Here is a 20,714-nt window from a genome sequence, read left to right as displayed (position 1 = left end):
TCAGCTCGCGCGCGACGATTTGCGCTCGCCCGTGGCCGCGTTCTCCGCGGCGCGGCTCATCAGCGAGGCATAATCATCGCCGAACAGCACCTGGCAGAAGCGGATCGCGGCCTGCACCTGCTGCTGCCGATAGGTGCGGACCTTGTGATCGGCCCCGCGTAGCGACTGCACCAACTGCTCGGTTGAACGCTCGACATATTGCTGGAGGTCGGAATAGGTGCGCAGTGTCACCTCGTTGATCGCAAGCTCGCTCGCATAGTTGCGGCAGGTCGCGACGAAATCGATCAGCGCCACGGTTTCCTCGACCTCGGTGCTGTCGATCCGCGCGCCCGGCGGAATGTCCTTCTCGGCACGCTGGCGCAGGATGCGGCGGACGCGGCCAGGCACACTGTCGATCTCGGATTGCAGCGCGTTGGAGATGTCGGCCCGGATCGACGTCAACTGCTTGCCCCAGGCGGAATCGTTGCGCAGGTCGAGCTCGGTACGCAGGCCCCGGACGCCGTCGTGCAGCGTCTTGAGATTGCCGGCGACATTGTCGAAATGGCCGCGCTTGATGTCCATGCGCAGGATGGCGGCCACGCAGGACAGATCATGCAGCGCCATCGTGACGGCGACGCCATAGGGCGTTGCCGCGACACGGATCTCGTCGTCGGACGCGGCAATCTTGATGGCGAGGCGGATGATCTGCCACGGCGCGGTCATCCGCTGCATGACGATGGAAAGCGCGAAAGGCAGCATCTGCGGCGTCTGGAGGACGGGAATGTTGAGCGCGGCAGTCACGGAGGCGATCTGGGCGTCGCTGAAGGCGCGCAAAGAGCGCGGCAGCTTCTCGTTCAGGGTGGCGATAGCCTCGCGGACCGCGAGGACCGCCCCGGTCGAATAGAGATCCTCGATCACGTTGGGCGGACCGACGCGGGCGAGCGCACGCGATTTGTCACCCCCGCCCGGCCCCGTCAGCTCGAAGATGGCATCCGCGGCAACCGCCTGGAGCTTCGAGGCCAGCGCTTCGACTTGCCCTGCGCTGTCGGCCGGCATGCGTGCCAGCGCCGCCTCGAATTCGCTCAGCTTGGCCGGAGCACCGTCGCGGCCGAGCCATTGCCAGATCGGAGCCAGCGAAGAGCGGCGGATCTGCCCGGCCCGGATCGGGGCACCCGCTTCGACCAGGAATGGTTCCAGCACCTGGAACAGCAGCCGCGACAGATCGTCCGTACGCGGCGGTGGGGCGGCGTCGGCTTCGGTCTTACGGACGATCTTGCGCAGCTGGTCGAGCACGAGGGTCGCCACGGCCGTGTCCTGGCCGCGCTCGAGCGCGCGCTCGAACTCCCGCATCAGCAGCGCCTGCGCCTGCGGCGGGAGCTGTGCGAGATAGTCCCTCAGCCGCTCGATCGATGTCTGGCTCATGCGCCCGGGTAATGAACGATAAATTGGCGGACGTGGGTTCCGTCCTGCTCGATCATAGGTGAGCCCACTTAAGAAGCCGTTTAGGAAGTCGCTCCGAATACCTGGTTTCGTCCCGATGGGTATGCTGCTGCAAGTCCAATAGTCGCGTCGGAACAAGGGATTATACCCCGGGGAGGACCAGCTCCGCCCGCAAGCCCCCGGTCGGCGCACGGCCGAGTGAGACGCTGCCGCCGTAGAGCGCAGCGAGCTCGGTCACGATCGACAGCCCCAGCCCCGATCCGGGCTTGGACTCGTCGAGCCGTTGGCCGCGCCGTGAGACCTGAGTACGCTCGGCCTCCGACAGGCCGCGGCCGTCGTCGTCGACGATGATATGCAGCCGCGGACCGGCGCTCGCCTGATGCGCCACCTCCACCAGAACTTCGATGAAGACCCGCGAGGCCGCCCATTTGCAGGCGTTGTCGACGAGATTGCCAACCATCTCCTCCAAATCCTGCCGCTCGCCGCGAAATTTCGCCGACGGATCGGCCTCGGCCTCGACCACGATGCCGCGGCCGCGGTGGATCTTCTCCATGGTCCGCCGCAATGCCTCGATGGCCGGTGCAACCTCCGTCACCGTCGCGACGACCGAGACCCGCGCGGCGATGCGCGCGCGCTCGAGATGATGGGCGACCTGGTCGCGCATCACGTCTGCCTGCTCCATCACCTTGGCCGCGAACGGATCGGCGGCATGCGCGCCGGCCTCGTTCACGATGACCGAGAGCGGCGTCTTGATGGCGTGGGCGAGGTTGCCGACATGGGTGCGGGCGCGCTCGACGATCTCGCGATTGGCGTCGATCAGCGCGTTGGTCTCGCGCGCTAGCGGCGCGATCTCGACCGGGAACTCGCCCTCGAGCCGCTCGGCCCGCCCGGACCGGATGTCGGCGATGGATTCGGAGATGCGCTTGAGCGGCGCGAGACCGAAGCGGACCTGGAACACGGTCGTCAGCAGCAACACGATGCCGAGCGCGGTGAAGGTGCCGCCAAGGTAGTAGTCGAAACTGCGCGTCTCGTCGAAAATCTCGGTGTCGTCGCCGGCGACACTGACAAGAAATTTGCCGTCTGCGCCGAGATCGACCGGTCGCTCCACCATGCGCAGGTTCTGTCCCTCGGGACCGTCGACATAAGCGATCCGGATGCCGGCGGCGGTAAGCTCGGTGCCCTGCTCTTCCAGCTTCGGCAGCTTCTTGTCCCAGAGCGAGCGCGACGAGCGCACCTCCGGCTTTTCGGTGTCGGTCCGCGTGATCTGCCAGTACCAGCCGGACAGCGGCAGCTCGAACAGAGGCTCGCCGAGCGACTGGAACTGGCGGTCCGGCGGCTCGTCGGGGGTGGCGACCTCGGCGATCAGTGTGCGGAGATAGAGATTGAGCCGGCGGTCGAAGGCGCGCTCCGTGGCGTTCTTGTAGACCGACGACAGCACCACGCCGGTGATGGCCAGGATCACCACGAGCCACGCGGTCGCCGACAGGAACAGGCGGTTCGCGAGCGAGCTGGCGGGCATCGGAATGATCCCGGAGGCGCGGGGTGGCATGGCATCGGAACTCATGACCCGAACAAGGCCCCTGCCGAGCCGCCCGTCAAGCCAAGATACGTCTAGACAAGATCGTTCGAGACACCACGCTTCAAGTGCCGGGGGTCGGCGGCGTCAGGAGATAGCCGAGGCCACGGACAGTCTGGATGATGTCGACGTCGAGCTTCTTGCGGATGCGGCCGACGAAGACCTCGATGGTGTTGGAGTCGCGGTCGAAGTCCTGGTCGTAGAGATGCTCGACCAGCTCGGTGCGGGACACGACGCGCCCCGAATGATGCATCAGGTAGGCCAGAAGCCGATATTCGTGCGACGTCATCTTGATGGGATTGCCTGATACGCTGACCCGGCCGGTCCTGGTATCGAGCGTGACGGGGCCGCAGCTCAGCTCGCTCTGGGCGTGGCCGGTGGAGCGGCGCAGCAGCGCGCGGATGCGCGCCAGCACCTCCTCCAGGTGGAACGGCTTTGCGACATAGTCGTCGGCGCCGGCATCGAAGCCCTGGACCTTGTCGCTCCAGCGGTCGCGCGCGGTGAGGATCAGGACCGGCATGGTGCGGCCGTTGCGCCGCCAGGCTTCCAGCACCGAGATGCCGTCCTTCTTCGGCAGGCCGATGTCGAGCACCACGGCGTCGTAGGGCTCGTTGTCACCGAGATAATGCCCCTCCTCCCCGTCGAAGGCGCGATCGACGACATAGCCGGCGTCGGTCAGCGCCTTGGTGAGCTGGCGATTGAGATCGGGGTCGTCCTCAACGACGAGCAGGCGCACGCTTCTCTCCAGAATTAGGCCGCATGAACACCCGCACAGATGAGCAATTCCGGCGTGAACTGAATATGAACACGGGGAACCGGCCGCGTTACTTTTTGGTCATATCCGACCTGTTCGCGCTAAACGCGTTGCGCCCGCCAGGCCACCGGACGAACCGGCGGCGTGGCGGGCGCAATGTGCCGCGTTACGCGGCGAGTCGGAAGGTGCGAACCGTCCGGTCGATCTGCCCGATCAGGTCCGGAAGAACACGAACCAGATGACCGCGAGGATCAGGATTGCGAGCCCGGTGGATATGGCGAGCAGCGCCGCCACCGACGGCCCAGGCTCGCCCTGGCGCGCCTCGGTCGGAGTTTCCACGATCTGACGTTGGTCTCGCGTGGTTGCCATGGTGACCTCAATTCTGGCTGTCGTCGATGGCCGCGACTCCTCGCGGCGGAATGTCTCGTGCCAACGCATGATGGGATATGATGTTCCGGCCTTTGCGGCCCGATCAGGTTGCAACCGCGCGCCGGGTGGCCGGTTAACGCAGTTGCAAGATTCACCGATCCGCCTTGCTATGATTCGTTGTTCCCCGATGGTATCTTCGTCTTCTGTCCCCGTTGCGTTTGGAGTAGCCCATGGCCCCCCGCGCCAATTGGAAGGGTTTTCTGCGTTTGTCGCTCGTGACCTGCCCGGTCGCGCTCTATCCGGCCACTTCGGATACCGAGAAGGTCTCGTTCAACCAGATCAACCGCAAAACCGGCCACCGGATCAAGTACCTCAAGGTCGACGCCCAGACCGGTGACGAGGTGACCTCGGAGGACATCGTCAAGGGCTACAAGGTCGACACCGACACCTATATCGAGGTCACCAAGGACGAGCTCGACGACATCGCGCTGGAGTCCACCCACACGATCGAGATCGACGAATTCGTACCGAAGACCGACATCGACAGCCGCTATCTGATCCGCCCCTATTATCTCGTGCCCGATGGCAAGGTCGGCCACGACGCCTTTGCGGTGATCCGCGAGACGATCCGGAGCATGGACAAGGTCGCGATCGGCCGCGTGGTGCTGACCAACCGCGAGCACATCATCGCGCTGGAGTCGCTCGGGAGCGGCCTGATGGGGACGCTGCTGCGCTACCCCTATGAGGTGCGCGGCGAGAAAGACTATTTCGACGACATCCAGGACGTGAAGCTGACCAAGGACATGCTCGACCTCGCAAAGCACATCGTCGAGAAGAAGTCCGGCGCGTTCGAGCCCGAGCTGTTCGAGGACCATTACGAGAGCGCGCTGATCGACCTCATCAACAAGAAGCGCAGCGGTGCGCCCATCGCCGCGAAGGCCGCGCCCAAGACAGGCGGCAACGTCATCAATCTCATGGACGCGCTGAAGAAGAGCATCGCGAACGAGAAGGACGCAAGCCCCGCGGCGAAGGTGACCAAGGACGTGACCAAAGACGCCGTCAAGGGCAAGAAGCCGAAGAAGCGCGTCGAAGGCCAGCGCGAGATGCTGCTGCCGATCGCCGGCAAGGGCGGCAAGGACGCTGCTGCGAAAGCCGCTCCCAAGAAGGCCGACAAGCCAGTGCGCGCGCCGGCGCGGGCGAAGAAGGCCGGCTAGAAGCATCGCACAGCGACGAAGCCGTGATGCCTCCCCTCGTCGATCGGCCGACCTGACATGCCCTGGTCGACCGCGTTCGACGACCCCATTTCGTTACGTGGCGGGCGCAAGCTGCGGACGCTGCAAGAAGCTGCCGATTACATCATGCGGCTGCCCGAGGATACGCAGCATGCGAGCCACTGGCAGACCGCGATCGAAACCCTGATCAACGCGGCCGAGACCGGCGGCGGCTGGATGATGTTCGCCCGCATCGCCGTGTTGCGGGCGCTGAATGCGGATGGTCGGCGCGAGTGAGCCCGGCACCCTAACAGGCTCAACAATCCGTTAAGCTGACCATCGATTTCTGCACCCGCCTGCCGCGCGGGGACGAAACGATACGTAATCGTACGGAAGACAAAATTAACCGACGGTTCCCGCTTCACGCAGCATGGTCGCGCCTCGATCGAACCCGGGATTTGCAGGCTCGTGCAGCAGCAGGACGCCAGAAAGAACTACATCGGCATCGTCAACGACACGGCCGAGGAAGAACGCCTCGCCGGCAGGTCCGCGCGGGCGCAGCCGTGGGTGGTGAGCTATCTCGTCGGACGCTTGGCAACGGTGCTGAAACGCCCCGACAAGGCCGCGCCGGAACGCCAGATCTCGTCCTGAGACGGGATGACGATATCGCCAAATGCGTCCGAATTGGGTGACGAAACCTTAAGTCAATCGATGACACCATATCAAACGGCAGGTGAGGACCATCTACCTGCGTTTTGACGCGCCCCGAAAGATTAGTGAATCAATTTACCATTCCGAAAACGGCACCAGCCTACGTTGGACGGATGAACAGGAGTTGACGATGACTTTGCTCAAGTCATTTCTTGCCGACGAAAATGGTGCCACCGCCATCGAGTATTGTCTGATCGCCACCGGCATCGCGCTCGCGATCATCACGGCTGTGAACAACACCGGCGGCGCACTCCTGAGCGGCAAATTCAACTCGATCAGCGCGGCGGTGAAGTAGCCGGCATAGCCGGCGCGCCGCAATCTCATCGGCACGAGTCCGCGTGCAGCGCGCTGGATGACGGGCTCCTCCTTCCGATGCGGCGGCGACCCCAGCTTGATTTTCGCGAAGTTCGCATTATGGCGTTGTGTCCGGCGGCTGCGCCGTCGTAGAGCGTAAGCTCGAACTCCAGCGGCCCGATGACATGATTCCTTCCGAGAAGCCGACCTCGACAATCCGGGCTCGTCTTGGCTCGGACCGATCGCTAGCGATCACCGTTCTTGCTGTCCTGGCGACCGTGTCGTTTCTTCCGGTGCTGCTGACCCCTATCCCCGCGATGGTCGACTATCCCAATCACCTCGCCCGGATGTATATTCTGAGCCAGAACGGCACTCCCAACGCCAATCCGCATTACGAGGTGGTCTGGGCATTCTATCCCAACCTTGGAATGGATCTGCTGGTCCCGCAAATGGCGCGGCTGATCGGCGTCGAGAACGCCACGCGGCTGTTTCTGCTCCTGAGTCAATTGCTGATCGTCGGGGGCGCGCTCTTGCTCGAATGGGCCCGGAAGGGACGGGTCCATCTCGCCGGCTTTGCGGCGCTCGCGTTCCTTTACTGTCTGCCGTTCAGCTGGGGCTTCGTGAATTTCGAGTTCGGACTGGGCCTCGCTCTCTGCGGGATCGCCGTCTACCTGATGCTCGCCGAACGCCCATGGCCACTGCGTTTCGTCGTCAACATGGCCTTCGTCGCTGCGCTGTTTGCGGCGCATTTCTTCTCCCTCGGCATCTACGGCGCGACGCTCGGCCTTTACGAGCTCTCGCGCATCCGCCATGGGCGAATATCGTACGGTGTCGCCGCCGCGCGGCTCGCCGCGTTGGCCATACCGGCGCTTGCCCTGTTTGGGATCATGCGCATGACGGCGGGATCGATCGGAAGCGAAGGAACGAGCTGGTTTCTCGGATTCAAGCCGATCTGGCCGTTGCGCATCATGAACGGCTACAATTTGACGGTCGCGGCGGCGACCGGGCTTACGCTGATGATCTCGCTGTTCTTCGCCGCAAGACGCGGCGTCCTCAAGCTCGAAGCAGCCGGAATCTGGCTCGCGATCGGCTTCGCGCTGCTCTACGTCGTCATTCCCTCGAAGCTGTTCGGAACCTCGTTCGTCGACCTGCGCGTGATCCCCGCTGCGGCTCTGATCCTGCCGGCTTTCTGCTCGCTGACGCTGCCCAGCCGGGCATGGAGAATGGCAGCGCTCGCAGCGATCAGTGGCGTCATACTGATCAATCTCGCCGTCGTGCTCGCAGTGTGGTTGCCTTACCGCACCGACTATGCGGCCATCATCCAGTCGTTCCACAAGATCGATCGCGGCTCGCGCATCCTCGTCGCCAGCACGGACGACAATGGAGACCCGCCCTTCGCCGACCTCACCTCATATCCGATGTACTATGCGCCGACGCTCGCCGTGCACTATGCCAGCGCGTTCGTGCCCAATCTCTTCACGGAAGCGGGCAAGCAGCCCGTGCGAGCCCGCGAGGACGTACGCCGTCTTGCCATTCCCTACGGGGGCCCGGTGCCGCTCGGCGTGCTTGCCGCGATTGCGGCAAGCCGGCCGCCGGCTGGCGTTCCGCCGTTCGTTCGCACCTGGCACCAGGATTACGACTATCTCTACGTCCTCGGGCCGCAGGCCCCAAACCCGCTGCCGTATCTGCTGGAATCGCTGGATACTTCGGAGCGATTTGTTCTCTACAAAATCCACCGCAAGTCCTAAGTCGCAAGTCCTGGGCCAAAGCCGCGGCTGCCCAGCGTGGTTAATCGGGCATCACCATTCGCACCGCCTTTTCGAAGCCAGCCCCGGTGCCCCATATCCTTAATGGTTGTGGCAAGGCGACCTTAACCACCGCCGGCATAGACTTCCGCTCCTGCAACGAGTTGGACTCTCTCGCATGGCGGCCAATTTCCAGTCGATCCGCTACAGCCTCGTCATCCCCGTGTTCAACGAGGAAGCCGTGTTGCCGGTGCTGCTGCGCAGGCTCGACCTGGTCTTGTCCCGGCTCGACGGGCCGGCAGAAGCAATCTTCGTAGACGACGGCAGCAGTGATTCCAGCTCGATCGTGCTACAGGCGCTCGCCACGCGAGACCCGCGCTTTCGCTATATCGGCCTGTCGCGAAATTTCGGGCATCAGATCGCCATCACCGCCGGCATGGACGTCGCGCAGGGTGAAGCGATCATCGTCATGGATGCCGACTTGCAGGATCCGCCCGAAGTGATCGAGCAATTGATCGCAAAATGGCAGGAAGGCAACGACATCGTCCATGCCCGCCGCCTCTCGCGCGACGGCGAAAGCCGATTCAAGCGCGCAACCGCGCATCTGTTCTACCGGCTTCTCGGCAGAATGTCCTCGGTCGGCATCCCCGCCGATGTCGGCGACTTCCGCCTGATCGATCGAAAGGTGCTCGACGCGCTTCGGCAGATGCCGGAGCAGGACCGCTTCGTACGCGGCATGATCGCCTGGCTCGGCTTCCGGCAGGCCGAGGTCACCTTTCACCGCCTCGAGCGTGCAGCGGGCGAGACCAAATATCCGCTGTTCAAGATGGTGCGGCTCGCGATGAACGCCGCGCTTGGCTTTTCCGATTTGCCCTTGCGGCTCGCAATCTGGTGCGGATTGACGGTCTCGGGTCTGGCCCTGCTCTATGGCGGCTGGGTGATCCTGTTGTGGCTCAGCAACGACAGTCATCTTGTGACCGGCTGGTCCTCGACGATCGTCGTCGTGTCCCTGCTGTGTGGAATGAACATGCTGATGACGGGCATCGTGGGGCTTTACGTCGGCCGCATCCATTCCGAGGTGAAACGTCGCCCGCTCTACGTGGTGCAGACGCGCGCCGGCTTCGACGGCAACGAGGCGGCGGCCGCGCCCGCGATCCACGCCGTCAACGAGTGACCCAGCGCATGACCGAGCTCTTCGACGGTTATCACGACAACTACCGTGACGTGGTCCAATCCTCGATCGCCTTCTCCGGTTTGCCGCATCATTTCTTCATGCGCGCCAAGGCCGATCTGCTGGGCAATCTGATCGCGCAGCGGCTCGACACGGAGAGGCCCGACATGCTGGACGTCGGCTGCGGCGTCGGCAGCCTTCATCCGCTGCTGCACGGGATGGTCGGCCGCTTGAGCGGTATCGACGTTTCGTCGGCCAGCCTAGCGCAGGCACGCGCCGATAATGGCAGGGTCGACTACCGTGAGTTTGACGGCCGCACCTTTCCATTCGACGATGCCAGCTTCGATCTGGTCACGGCCGTCTGCGTGCTGCACCACGTCGTGCCGACCGAATGGGCGCAATTCATCGCGGAGATGCGGCGCGTGACCCGCCCCGGTGGACTCGTCTGCGTCATCGAGCACAATCCATACAACCCGCTGACCCGCCTTGCCGTCGCGCGTTGTGAGTTCGACCGGGACGCCATCTTGCTCGGGGCCGGCACAACCCAAAAATTGATGGCTGCCGGCGGCTTGCGCGAGATCGGTGCGCGCCATTTCCTGCTGCTGCCCTGGAACACCAAGCCGGCGCGGCGCTTCGAAGCGACCCTGAGCGGCGTGCCGCTCGGCGGCCAATACGCCGCCTACGGGACCGCTTGATCTATCTTTGCGGCATATCTCGCCGCTTGTGCACGACCGCCACGTCGTCGCTGTAGACGCGCTGCCATTGGGGCAGCCGGTCCAGCATCGCTATCGCCGGCGTCCCCGGCGCGAGCAGCGTCGCGGCGATGTTGTATTCGTCGAGCAACTTGAGAAAGTCGCCGAGATCGACCAGCGCCAGGGCGCGATTGTAGCGGTTGATGAACGCTCCCCCGTACAGTTCACCGCGACCGTCGATAAAGGTGGGAATGCCGGCAAAGATCAAATAGCCACCGAAGGAATAATCGTTGAGCACAGGCCCCGCCGTGGCGAGCGTGGCTTCAGCGATGGCAGCCTGGGGGGTAATGGCCGGAGCCGGCCGTATATCACGGGCCAGCGTCGCCCCGCTCACCACGATCAATACACCGAGCGCGGCCAGGTTCAGACCGCGCGACGAGCCCGCAGCATCCTCCGCAATCCGTCCGCCGAACGTCCGCCCCAGCGGAGCCGCCAGATAGAGCGGCGCCAGCATGGCCAGCAGATCCGCATTGCGGATCTGGGCCAGGGCGAAATGCAGCAAGCCGATCACGACCAAGGCCCGCACGACCGGCAGCGTCACGCCACGCGAGAGCGCGAAGATGCCGGCCAGCAGCAGCAACTCGAAGATACCTATGTGGCTGAAATCCTGCGGCCGCCATTCCGCGATCCAACCGAGCGCGGGGCCGAGGCCGAGCGTGGTCAGCGGCATCAGCAGCGGTTCCGGCCCGTGGGGTGTCAGGCAGGACGCCGCGACCGCGAGCGCGGTGAATGGGAGCCAACGCAGGAATACGCGTGGCCATTCGCTGCGCTTCTCGCGCAGCAGCGCCTCGAGCCCCGCAGGGCCGATCAGTCCAAGCGCCAGCACCACACTGCCGTGCAGATTGGCCCACACGACCAGCAGCGGAAGAGCCCAGTACGGCGGGGGCCCTCCACGATCCATGGAGCGTACCAGGGCAGCCGCCCAGGTCACCATCAGCGGCAGCACCAGCACATGTGGCCGCGCCAGCATATGCGGCGCCAACAGGATCACGGCCACGATCACCATGAGCAGCGTCTGGGCCGGCGAAAGCTCGCGCAGCAGGAAGAACGTGAACAGGCCAAAGGCGAGCGCTATCGCCGCGGCGGCGAGGACCAGGACGCCCTGCCAGCCGGCAAGCGCGTAGGCTCCGGCGTAGATGATCTCCGAGAGCCATTCGAAGGTGATCCAGGGGGCGCCGTGCCTCGAAAAAGAAAATGGGTCGCTCGCCGGCAGCGTGCCGTGCGCGATGATCCAGCGCCCGACCTCGATGTGGGAATAGCTATCGGGATCATTGAGCAGCCGCGGTCCAAGGATCAGCAGCAGGACATAGACGCCAAGGCTCACCAGCCAGGGGAGCGCCGCACGCGCCGAAAACGGTTGAACCTCGCTGTGGACGGCCTGGTCACTCATGGCGAGCGCAAGTTAGGGCCCAAGCGTTAAATTCCTCTTTGACGTTCACGGCGACTGAGGAGTGCGCGGCGGACGATTACCATTTATGAACCATATTCCTGGCGTGCGTTCGAGATCGCAGTCTGCAGCCCGCCTGCTGCTCGTCACCGCGAGGCGACCCGAGCTCGATGCCCGGCCAGGGCGTCGGACATGATCTGCGTCAAGTGCATGAATACAGCGGCCGGTAAACATGGAGCCCCCGCCTTCCTGCCGGCCCCTTCATGCATCCAGACCTCTCACGTCCCCAACTCAAGATCCGCCGTGTCAATCTCGATACCGGCCGCGAGAACGTCGTCGTCATTTCCAGGCGGTCGAAGGCGCTGCGTGCGGACATCTTTCGCGGGTTCAGTCGGGTCGAGCTTCGTCTCGACGGCAAGGTGCTGCTCGCGACGCTCTTGATCACTGACGACGACGCACTGGCCGCCCCCGACGAGATCGGCCTCTCCGAGCCTGCGTTCCGGCGTTTCGCGCAAGCCGCCGGCACGCTGGTCATGGTCACGCCCGCCTCCCCTCCGGAGAGCCTGGAGGCGGTGCGCGCCAAAATTCGCGGACGAACGCTGAGTCGCGCCGAAATCGGCGCGATCATCGATGATCTCGCACATTACCGCTACTCCGACATGGAGATCGCCGCATTCCTGATCGGCTCGGCGAGCTTCATCACGAGTGATGAACTCCTGTCTCTTACCGCTGCGATGGCCGAGGCCGGCACGCAACTGGTGTGGCCGGACCCGATCGTCGTCGACAAGCATTGCATCGGCGGCATTCCCGGCAATCGCACCTCGATGGTCGTCGTACCCATCGTCGCCGCGCACGGCCTGCCGATCCCCAAGACGTCCTCGCGCGCCATCACCTCGCCGGCTGGGACCGCCGACACGATGGAGGTGCTGGCGCGGGTGAATGTCGGGGTCGAGGAGATGAAGGCGATCGTCTCGACCTGCAATGGATGCCTGATCTGGGGCGGACACGTGAATTTATCGCCCGCCGACGACGTCCTGATCTCGGTCGAACGCCCGCTCAGTCTCGATACCCGCGAGCAGATGGTCGCATCCATCATGTCCAAGAAGATCGCGGCTGGCTCGACGCACCTGTTGATCGACATTCCTGTCGGACCGACGGCGAAGGTCACCAGCGCCGTCGAAGCGATGCGCCTGCGAAAAATGTTCGAATTCGTCGGCGACCGCTTCGGTCGCACGGTCGAAGTGATCACAACCGACGGCCGCCAGCCGATCGGCAACGGCATCGGGCCGGTGCTCGAGGCCAACGACGTGATGGCCGTGCTCGGCAATGACCCGGATGCCCCGCGCGACCTGCGCGAGAAATCATTGCGCCTCGCTGCCCATCTTCTGGAACACGATCCGAAGCTGCGCGGCGGCGCAGGCTATGCGCGGGCCCGCGAGCTGCTCGATAACGGAGCGGCGCTGAAGCAGATGCAGAGGATCATCGACGCCCAGGGCCCCTCGAATTGCAGCACCGAGCTCGGCCATCTCTCGTTTGACATCAAGGCCGCGCACGACGGCGTCGTCACCGAGATCGACTGCCTGCGACTCAATCGCCTGGCACGCACCGCCGGCGCGCCGCTCGACAAGGGCGCCGGCATTCGGCTGTTCAAGAAGATCGGCGACCGGGTCGAGCAGGGCGAGCCGCTCTACCGCGTCTACACCTTCGACCAGCCGGAGTACGATCTCGCGGCGACTGCGACCGCTGCCGACGCCGGGTACGCCATCAAAGATCGGGATACCCTCCAAGGCGGGACCGCGCCGTGAGCACGATCGGGTTCCAGAGCCTGCCCTCGGCCACGGGTGCGGCAGCGCGGCTGGCGACGAAGCTCGGGCTTGCCTGCGAGGACATTGATCTTCACCATTTCCCAGACGGCGAACTGCGTATCACGATCGGCCCGCTCGCGGACACGGTTATCCTCTACGCCGCGCTGGACCAGCCCAACGAGAAGCTCATCGCCTTGCTGCTGGCCTGTGAAGCACTGCGACGCGCGGGCGCAAAGCGCTTGGTCCTGGTGGCGCCGTATCTGTGTTACATGCGGCAGGACGCGGCGTTTCATCCCGGCGAAGCGATCAGCCAGCACGCCGTCGGCCGGCTCCTTGCAGGAATCGTCGATCGTGTCGTCACGGTCGACGCGCACTTGCACCGCACGGCCAAGATCGAGCTCGTGTTTCCAGGCATCGAGGCGGAAAATCTGTCCGCTATGCCGGCGATTGCGGACACCCTCGCAAAGACTGGAGTCGATCCGGCCACCGTCGTGATCGGCCCCGATTCCGAATCCGAGCCATGGGTGAGCGATCTCGCCCGGCGGCTCCAATTGCAGCATACCGTTGCCCGGAAGATGCGTCACGGCGATCGTTCCGTGCAAATCGAGTTTGCCGATCCCGGCCTGCTCTCCGGTCGCCCGGCGCTGCTGGTTGACGACATCATCTCTTCCGGAGCCACACTGATGGTTGCGGCGAAGGCGCTCGAGGCCGCAGGTGCGACCGGCATAGACGCAATCGTGACGCATGCCCTCTTTCCGCCCGAAATGGTCGCGGCGTTCAGCGACGCCGGCATCCGCTCCATCCGCTCGACCGACAGCGTGCCGCATCCGACCAACGCGATCGCGCTCGACGAGACTCTCGCGGCCGCCCTGCGGTCCGAACTGAGCCAGACACCTTTGCCGGAGACGACAACATGAGCATCACCGTTCGATTTTGCGGCGCCGCCCGCACCGTGACTGGCTCGAGCTATCTTTTCCAGACCGCCTCTGGCCGCTTCCTGGTCGATTGCGGTCTGTTCCAGGGGCAGAAGACGCTCAAGGAGCTCAACTACAGCGGGTTTCCCTTCCGGCCCGCCGATATCGATGCGGTGCTTCTCACGCACGCCCATATCGACCACAGCGGATTGCTGCCAAAGCTCGTCCGCGAGGGATTTGGCGGGCCGATCCTGGCGACGCGGGGCACGATCGACCTCTGCTCCTGGATGCTACCCGACGCCGGCAACATCCAGGAGTCCGAAGTTGCACAACTCAACCGGCGCAACGCGGCGCGTGGCCGGAAGGAGGTCGAGCCGATCTACACGCAAGCAGACGCGCTCGCAACGCTGCAATCGTTCCGTCCCGTCGACTATGAACGCTGGATCGACGTGATATCCGGCGTTCGCGCGCGCTACTGGAACGCGGGCCATCTGCTCGGGTCCGCCTCGATCGAGCTCGAATTTGCCGATGCGGGTGCAACGCGCCCATTGCGCGTGCTGCTCTCCGGCGACGTCGGCCCCGAGGCTAAGCTGCTCCAGCCCGATCCGCAGGCGCCGTCGGACCTCGACTACGTCATGTCCGAGTCAACCTATGGCGACCGCGTGCGTGCCGTCACGACGCCGGAGCAGCGCCGGCAGCATCTTGCGACCGAGGTCCGCGATGCCGCGGCCGCCAAGGGCGCCCTGCTCATCCCTGCCTTCGCAGTCGAGCGCACCCAGGAACTGATCGTCGACCTTGTCGATCTGATGGAGCGCGGCGAGATTCCGGCAGAGCCGATCTTCCTGGATTCTCCGCTCGCGATCCATGCAACCGAGGTGTTCCGGCAGAACGCGACGAGCCTCGATCAGACCGTCGATGCCAACCGTCTGCTTAACTCGCCGCATCTCAAGTTCACCGAGACGGTGGCCGAGAGCAAGGCGATCATGCGGCTCTCCGGCTTTCACATCATCATCGCGGCCAGCGGCATGTGCGATGCCGGCCGTATCCGCCATCATCTGAAGCACTGGCTGTGGAACGCGCATGCGACCGTGCTGCTCACCGGCTTCCAGGCCAACGGCACGCTCGGCCGGTTCCTCCAGAACGGCACCAAGGCGGTGCGGATCCAGGGCGAGGAGATCCGGGTCGCGGCGCGGATCCGGATGATCGACGAATATTCCGGACATGCCGACGGCGCCGGCATCGCCCGCTGGATCGCTGCGCGCCGTCCGATCGCGCGCGGCCTGTTCCTGATCCATGGCGAAGAGAACGCGATTGCGGGTCTTGCCGAGCGCGTCGCCGAACGTATCCTTCCGGCGGGGAAGATTTATCAGCCGATGCTGGACGACGTCTATGAGCTCTCGACCCCCGATCCGCGCGTGCTCGATGTCGACCATCGACGCAGGCTGACGCCGGAAGCCGTAACCCGTCTCGACTGGCACAACGAGATGTCGGAACTCATGCTCGACATCAACGACCGCGTCGCAGCCGCCGCCGACGACCGCGCCCGCGGCGTCATCATCCGAAGGCTGCGGCGGGCGCTGCAGGAGAATGGATAGCTGGACGCTGGGACGAATAGCCGGACACGATGACGTTTGGCGACAAAGCCCCCTGCCCAATCGCGTCACTGCGGGGAGTCCTTGCGACGAAGCAATGACGAGGATGCGCTACGGCGCTTTGACGGCAATGCGAGTCCTGATAGTCTTCGGCATACCGTGGCTCGATGAGCCAACCTGCCAATCGATGAACCAGAGCTGATTGAAGGATGCGAATGAGAAGCGCGGCGCTCTTGGCTCTCGGACTCATGTTTGCCGGCACATGGCCGCACGACGGCGCGACAGGACAGACTTCGATCAGGCCCCCGGTTTCAATTGCTCCGCCCAATGCCTCGCCCGCGCCTGATCCGGCCGCCGATTACGATGGCTTCAGCGCAGGCGTCAGCGACGACAACGATACGTCAAGTCAGGAGATGCCGCCCGTGAGGTCACGCGCAGCAAAGGGCTCCAGGTCCAATCCGGATAGCGCCAGCCGGTCATCGGTCGATCAGGAAGACGACTTGTTGAAGAGAAAGCTGACGATCTGCAAGAACTGCAAATAGACGTTTGTCTGCCGTTGTCAGGGCAAACTTTCGTGCGGGCTAGGGGCTCTGGCAGGCCAGCGATGGCGCAACGGGTATTTCGACAGTTCCAGCAACACCAGGGAAGCCACCGCCGCCGCCACCGTGACGGCGAGATCGTCGGCATGCAGCGGGCCGAACCGAAACAGCTCCGCAGCAGGCGGCCAAGCAAGGCTCAGGGCGAGCACGGCGGTCACGAACACGACAATGACGGCCAGTGTCCGGTTCGGCCTGGTGAAGGCTTCGACAAGCGATGTCGAGAACGAGCGGTTGACGAAGATCAGGCTCACGATCACCAGCACCAGCGAGAAGAACGTCAGCGCCCGCACCTCCTTCTCCGGCATGCCGTAGCTATTCGCCATCACCATCATGCCGCCGGTCAGGGCCAGCGCAAGACCGCCCTGCAGCGCCGACCAGACCAGCAGGGACCTTGGCAGCAGCGGCTCGTCCGGCGCGCGTGGCGGCCGCCGCATCACGTCGCGCTCTTCGGTCTCGGCCTCGAAAACCAGTGAGCAGACGGGATCGATGATCATTTCGAGAAACGCAATGTGGACCGGCCCGAACAGCAGCGGCATCCCGGTCAGCAGCGGCAACAGCGCAAGCCCCGCAATCGGAACATGCACCGCGAGGATAAAGCTCATCGCCTTGCGAAGGTTGTCATAGATCCGGCGGCCGAGCCGAATCGCCTTCACGATCGAGCCGAAATCGTCGTCGAGCAGAACGATCGAAGACGCTTCGCGCGCCACGTCGGTGCCGCGCCCGCCCATGGCAATGCCGATATGGGCAGCCTTCAGCGAGGGCGCGTCGTTGACGCCGTCGCCCGTCATGGCGACGATTTCGCCGGCGCCCTTGAGCACATTGACGATGCGCAGTTTCTGAGCCGGCGCAATTCGGGCAAAGACGGTTTGTTCGCGCGCCGCCCGGGCGAGTTCGGCATCGGTCATGCTTTCGACATCCGCTCCGGTCAGGACGCGCCGGGGATCGAGGCCCGCCCGCGTCGCGATCGCAGATGCGGTCGCCGGATAGTCGCCAGTGATCATGACGACACGAATGCCTGCAGAGCGGCATTCGGCAACGGCGCCCTCGACTTGCGGCCGCAGTGGATCCGCAAAACCGGTCAGGCCGCAGAAGCGGAAAGCAAAGCCGCGTTGTGTCTCGGGAAGAGACGTCTCCGCGCAAGCCGCTCGCGCCACGCCAAGCACGCGAAGCCCTTCCCGAGCGAGAGCATCGACACGTGCCCGCAATTCAGACAGCTCTTCCGCGCTCATTGCGCACAGCGAGCCGATCGCTTCCGGTGCCCCCTTTGCTGCGACAACGCATTCGTCACCGCTTCCCCGCCATACGTTCGACATCGCGAGGAGGTCGTGACGCAACCCGTAGCTCTGCACGAGCTGTCGGCCGGTCCCTGTGCCGGGTCCGAGCGAATGCAACGCTTTTTCCATGGGATCGAACGGCTCCGGAACGCAGGCCAGAACCCCGGTTTCGATCAGCGGATCGAACCCAGGTTCAGGGCGCGCCGCGGCGCCAGGCGTGTATTGCGTGCCGCCGGGCAGCACCAGGCGCGCGACCGTCATGCGGTTCTCCGTCAACGTGCCCGTTTTGTCCGTGCAGAGCACGGTTGCTGCGCCCAGCGATTCGATCGCCGAGGCGCGCCGCGTCAACACGCGAGCCTGTGAGATGCGCCAGGCGCCCATGGCGAGGAACACCGTCAGCACGACGGGAAACTCCTCGGGAAGCATCGACATGCCAAGCGCGATGCCTGCCAGCACGCCCTCCAGCCAGCCGCCGCGGTAGATTCCGTAGAGGAGTACGGTCAACGCGATGACGAAGGCGCTGGCAATGGCAAACATCGTCACCAGGCGCGTGGTCTGCTGCTGCAGGCGTGGCGTTTCCGTCACCAAGGCACTGAGCGATTGTCCGATCTTGCCGATCTCGCTCCGGATTCCGGTCGACAGGACTTCGGCCACGCCGCTGCCCCGCACCACCAGCGTGCCGGAGAACACAAACGGCTGGTCGTCACCGCCGGCATGCGGCGTGCGCGGCTGTTCGAGAGCGGGACTTGCCTGCTTTCGGACCGGAACGGACTCCCCCGTCAGCAGCGATTCATCCAGCAGCAGATCGTCGCATTGAACGACGCTGGCGTCGGCCGCCACGCGGTCCCCCTCGGAGAGCACAATCAGGTCGCCGCGAACGACCTCGCGGCCGGGAATACGGATGCGTTCGCCTGCGCGGATCACAAGCGCGCGGGGACTGGTCAGATCCCGCAACGATTCGAGCACGCGTTCGGTGCGCGCTTCCTGCACGATGGTGATGACAATCGAGATCGACGCAAGGACGAGGAGCAGCAAGGCCTCGCCGAGATCGCCCAGGACAAAATAGATCACCCCGCCGGCCAGCAGCAACAGCAGCATGGGCTCACGCAGAACGTCGAGGATGAGGCCCCCGATCGTGCGCCCGCCCGTCGGAGGCAACTCATTGAAGCCTTCGGCCTTGAGCCGGGCCAACGCTTCGGACGCGGTCAGCCCCTGCATCGCCAGCGATCAAACAACAGATATTGGAAGCTCATCCGGGTCCCCGGGAATTCATGGAAAGATGTGGTGTGTCATCATCATCACCACCGCGGCCATCATGCCATGCGACGACCGGCGGCCGGCTTGACCTGCGTCAAGCATCGACCTGACAGAAGGGGCGGCACGGCCGTCCTGCATGGCTGACCCTACCTGCTCGGGCATCGCGCCGTGCTTTACCCTCCGCCAATTTCCTGATCCTCTCTCCCCTAATCAGCCGGATCAACCGGCCTCGCCAGGGAGAGAGACGCCATGAAGCTCGGCACTGCGATTGCGGAAATCATGAAGCGCGAGGGGATCGAGATCCTCTGCGGCTATCCGGTCAACCATCTGATCGAGCATGCGGCCAAGGCCGATATCAGGCCGGTGATGGTGCGGCAGGAGCGCGTCGGCATCCACATGGCGGATGCGATCTCGCGGGTGACATCGGGACGCTCGATCGGCGCGTTCTGCATGCAGCATGGCCCCGGTGCTGAGAATGCGATGGGCGGTGTCGCGCAATGCTACGGCGAATCCGTTCCCGTGCTGGTGCTGCCGATGGGCTATCAGCGCCGGCTTGCGCATATCGAGCCGAACTTCAATTCCAGCGCGGCGATGAAGGCGTTTTCGAAATCGTCCGAACCGATCATCCTCGCCGCGGAAGTCGCCAACATTTTTCGCCGCGCCTTCACCAAGCTGAAGAACGGCCGCGGCGGGCCTGTCATCGTCGAGATCCCCGCGGACATGTGGAACGAGGAGGTGCCGGAGCCGCTGAACTACACGCCTGTGCTGCGCACCCGCTATGGGGCGGACCCTGTTCATGTGAAGGAGGCCGCCCACCTGCTCGTCAACGCCAAGCGCGCGGTGATCTATGCCGGCCAGGGCGTGCATTACGCGCAGGCCTGGCCGCAACTGAAACGGCTGGCCGAACGGCTCGCCATTCCCGTCACCACCAGCCTTGGAGGCAAATCGTCCTTCCCGGAGACGCATCCGCTCTCGCTTGGCTCTGGCGGCCTTGCGGTGCCGCGCGCGGTGCCGAAGTTCCTGGCCGAGGCCGATGTCATTTTCGGCATCGGCTGCTCCTTCACTGAAACAAGCTTCGGCGTTGCGATGCCGAAAGGCAAAACCATCATCCACTCCACACTCGACCCGAACCATCTCAACAAGGACGTGGAAGCCAGGATCGGCCTCGTCGGCGATGCCGGGCTCGTGCTCGACGCGCTGCTGGAGGAGATCGGTAAGACCGTCACCGCGGATCGCGACGCATCGGCGGTCGCGGCGGAGATCGCGGCCTCGCACAAGGAGTGGCTGGCGAAATGGATGCCGAAGCTCACCAGCAATGATGCGCCCTTGAGCCCCTATCGCGTGCTGTGGGACCTGCAGCACACCGTCGACATCGGCAACACGATCATCACCCACGATGCCGGCAGCCCCCGCGACCAGCTCTCGCCGTTTTGGAAGTCGGTCGAGCCCCTCACCTATCTCGGCTGGGGCAAGACAACGCAGCTCGGCTACGGCCTTGGGCTGGCCATGGGCGCAAAGCTCGCAAAGCCCGACAAGCTCTGCATCAATGTCTGGGGCGACGCCGCGATCGGCTTCACCGGCATGGATTTCGAGACCGCGGTGCGCGAGCGCATTCCGATCATGTCGATCCTGCTGAACAATTTTTCGATGGCGATCGAATTGAAGGTGATGCCGGTCTCGACCGAGAAATATCGCTCGACCGACATTTCCGGCGACTACGCCGCGATGGCGCGCGCCTTCGGGGGCTATGGCGAGAGGGTGACGAAACCTGAGGACATCATCCCCGCAATCAAGCGCGGCATCCAGAAGACGCAGGAGGACGTTCCCGTGCTGCTGGAGTTCATCACCAGCAAGGAGACCGAGGTGTCGCGGCCGGGCACGTGA

At 64.3% G+C, this 20,714-nt stretch carries 16 protein-coding genes and 1 pseudogene; 11 read left to right on the top strand and 6 right to left on the bottom strand.

Annotated elements, in window-relative coordinates; genetic code table 11:
• The 4 genes from BRA1417_RS0118010 to BRA1417_RS44820 form a co-directional block, all read right to left on the bottom strand.
• Entirely contained in the window at positions 1-1,401 is a 1,401-nt protein-coding gene (locus BRA1417_RS0118010) for a hypothetical protein (RefSeq protein WP_027516970.1), read from the bottom strand.
• Positions 1,402-1,561: 160 nt separating this feature from the next.
• Positions 1,562-2,938: a sensor histidine kinase gene (locus tag BRA1417_RS0118005; protein WP_027516969.1), complete on the bottom strand. Its 1,377-nt coding sequence runs from the start codon at positions 2,936-2,938 to the stop codon at positions 1,562-1,564.
• A gap of 121 nt (positions 2,939-3,059) precedes the next feature.
• Positions 3,060-3,731 carry a response regulator transcription factor gene (locus tag BRA1417_RS0118000; protein WP_027516968.1) on the bottom strand — a complete coding sequence of 224 codons (672 nt, stop codon included), beginning with the start codon at positions 3,729-3,731 and terminating at the stop codon, positions 3,060-3,062.
• 231 nt (positions 3,732-3,962) lie between these two features.
• Positions 3,963-4,118 carry a hypothetical protein gene (locus tag BRA1417_RS44820; RefSeq protein ID WP_007593402.1) on the bottom strand — a complete coding sequence of 52 codons (156 nt, stop codon included), beginning with the start codon at positions 4,116-4,118 and terminating at the stop codon, positions 3,963-3,965.
• Positions 4,119-4,348: 230 nt separating this feature from the next.
• Between BRA1417_RS44820 and BRA1417_RS0117990 the strand changes: the two genes are divergently transcribed.
• The 7 genes from BRA1417_RS0117990 to BRA1417_RS0117960 all read left to right on the top strand — a co-directional run bounded on the left by BRA1417_RS0117990 (position 4,349) and on the right by BRA1417_RS0117960 (position 9,945).
• The gene (locus BRA1417_RS0117990) at positions 4,349-5,332 is read left to right on the top strand and encodes a Ku protein (RefSeq protein WP_027516967.1); all 984 of its coding nucleotides are present in this window, start codon (positions 4,349-4,351) and stop codon (positions 5,330-5,332) included.
• 57 nt (positions 5,333-5,389) lie between these two features.
• On the top strand, positions 5,390-5,626 hold the full coding sequence (locus tag BRA1417_RS0117985) for a hypothetical protein (protein WP_027516966.1): 237 nt from the start codon (positions 5,390-5,392) through the stop codon (positions 5,624-5,626).
• A 171-nt stretch (positions 5,627-5,797) separates the two neighbouring features.
• Positions 5,798-5,980 (top strand): hypothetical protein, encoded by a 183-nt coding sequence (locus BRA1417_RS0117980; RefSeq protein ID WP_027516965.1) that lies wholly within the window; start codon positions 5,798-5,800, stop codon positions 5,978-5,980.
• A gap of 190 nt (positions 5,981-6,170) precedes the next feature.
• Positions 6,171-6,335 carry a Flp family type IVb pilin gene (locus tag BRA1417_RS0117975; RefSeq protein ID WP_027516964.1) on the top strand — a complete coding sequence of 55 codons (165 nt, stop codon included), beginning with the start codon at positions 6,171-6,173 and terminating at the stop codon, positions 6,333-6,335.
• Between the two features lie 184 nt (positions 6,336-6,519).
• Positions 6,520-8,082, top strand: a complete 1,563-nt coding sequence (locus tag BRA1417_RS0117970; RefSeq protein WP_035969419.1) for a hypothetical protein — start codon at positions 6,520-6,522, stop codon at positions 8,080-8,082.
• A 175-nt stretch (positions 8,083-8,257) separates the two neighbouring features.
• Entirely contained in the window at positions 8,258-9,253 is a 996-nt protein-coding gene (locus tag BRA1417_RS0117965; RefSeq protein WP_027516962.1) for a glycosyltransferase family 2 protein, read from the top strand.
• Positions 9,254-9,261: 8 nt separating this feature from the next.
• On the top strand, positions 9,262-9,945 hold the full coding sequence (locus BRA1417_RS0117960; protein WP_027516961.1) for a class I SAM-dependent methyltransferase: 684 nt from the start codon (positions 9,262-9,264) through the stop codon (positions 9,943-9,945).
• Between the two features lies 1 nt (position 9,946).
• Here BRA1417_RS0117960 and BRA1417_RS0117955 read toward each other — a convergent pair whose 3' ends face one another.
• On the bottom strand, positions 9,947-11,392 hold the full coding sequence (locus BRA1417_RS0117955; protein WP_027516960.1) for a hypothetical protein: 1,446 nt from the start codon (positions 11,390-11,392) through the stop codon (positions 9,947-9,949).
• Positions 11,393-11,652: 260 nt separating this feature from the next.
• Between BRA1417_RS0117955 and BRA1417_RS0117950 the strand changes: the two genes are divergently transcribed.
• From BRA1417_RS0117950 to BRA1417_RS0117940, 3 genes are read left to right on the top strand one after another with little or no spacing between them, the layout of a single operon-like run.
• A complete protein-coding gene (locus tag BRA1417_RS0117950; RefSeq protein ID WP_027516959.1) occupies positions 11,653-13,194 on the top strand; it encodes a thymidine phosphorylase family protein in 1,542 nt (513 codons plus the stop codon).
• On the top strand, positions 13,191-14,111 hold the full coding sequence (locus BRA1417_RS0117945; RefSeq protein WP_027516958.1) for a ribose-phosphate diphosphokinase: 921 nt from the start codon (positions 13,191-13,193) through the stop codon (positions 14,109-14,111). The genes BRA1417_RS0117950 and BRA1417_RS0117945 overlap by 4 nt, the downstream gene beginning before the upstream one ends.
• Positions 14,108-15,703 (top strand): MBL fold metallo-hydrolase, encoded by a 1,596-nt coding sequence (locus BRA1417_RS0117940; protein ID WP_027516957.1) that lies wholly within the window; start codon positions 14,108-14,110, stop codon positions 15,701-15,703. Before BRA1417_RS0117945 ends, BRA1417_RS0117940 begins: the two co-directional genes overlap by 4 nt.
• A gap of 556 nt (positions 15,704-16,259) precedes the next feature.
• On the opposite strand, the gene BRA1417_RS40565 is transcribed toward BRA1417_RS0117940, so the two are convergent.
• Positions 16,260-18,791 carry a cation-translocating P-type ATPase gene (locus BRA1417_RS40565; RefSeq protein WP_035968623.1) on the bottom strand — a complete coding sequence of 844 codons (2,532 nt, stop codon included), beginning with the start codon at positions 18,789-18,791 and terminating at the stop codon, positions 16,260-16,262.
• Between the two features lie 285 nt (positions 18,792-19,076).
• Between BRA1417_RS40565 and BRA1417_RS0117920 the strand changes: the two are divergent.
• Positions 19,077-20,714 (top strand): annotated as a pseudogene (locus BRA1417_RS0117920) (thiamine pyrophosphate-requiring protein); the annotation flags it as partial.

The sequence above is a fragment of the Bradyrhizobium sp. WSM1417 genome (genome assembly GCF_000515415.1).
GTDB lineage: Bacteria > Pseudomonadota > Alphaproteobacteria > Rhizobiales > Xanthobacteraceae > Bradyrhizobium.
The sequence above is the reverse complement of the archived record's forward strand: the minus strand, read 5'-3'. Positions and strand labels throughout refer to the sequence as shown.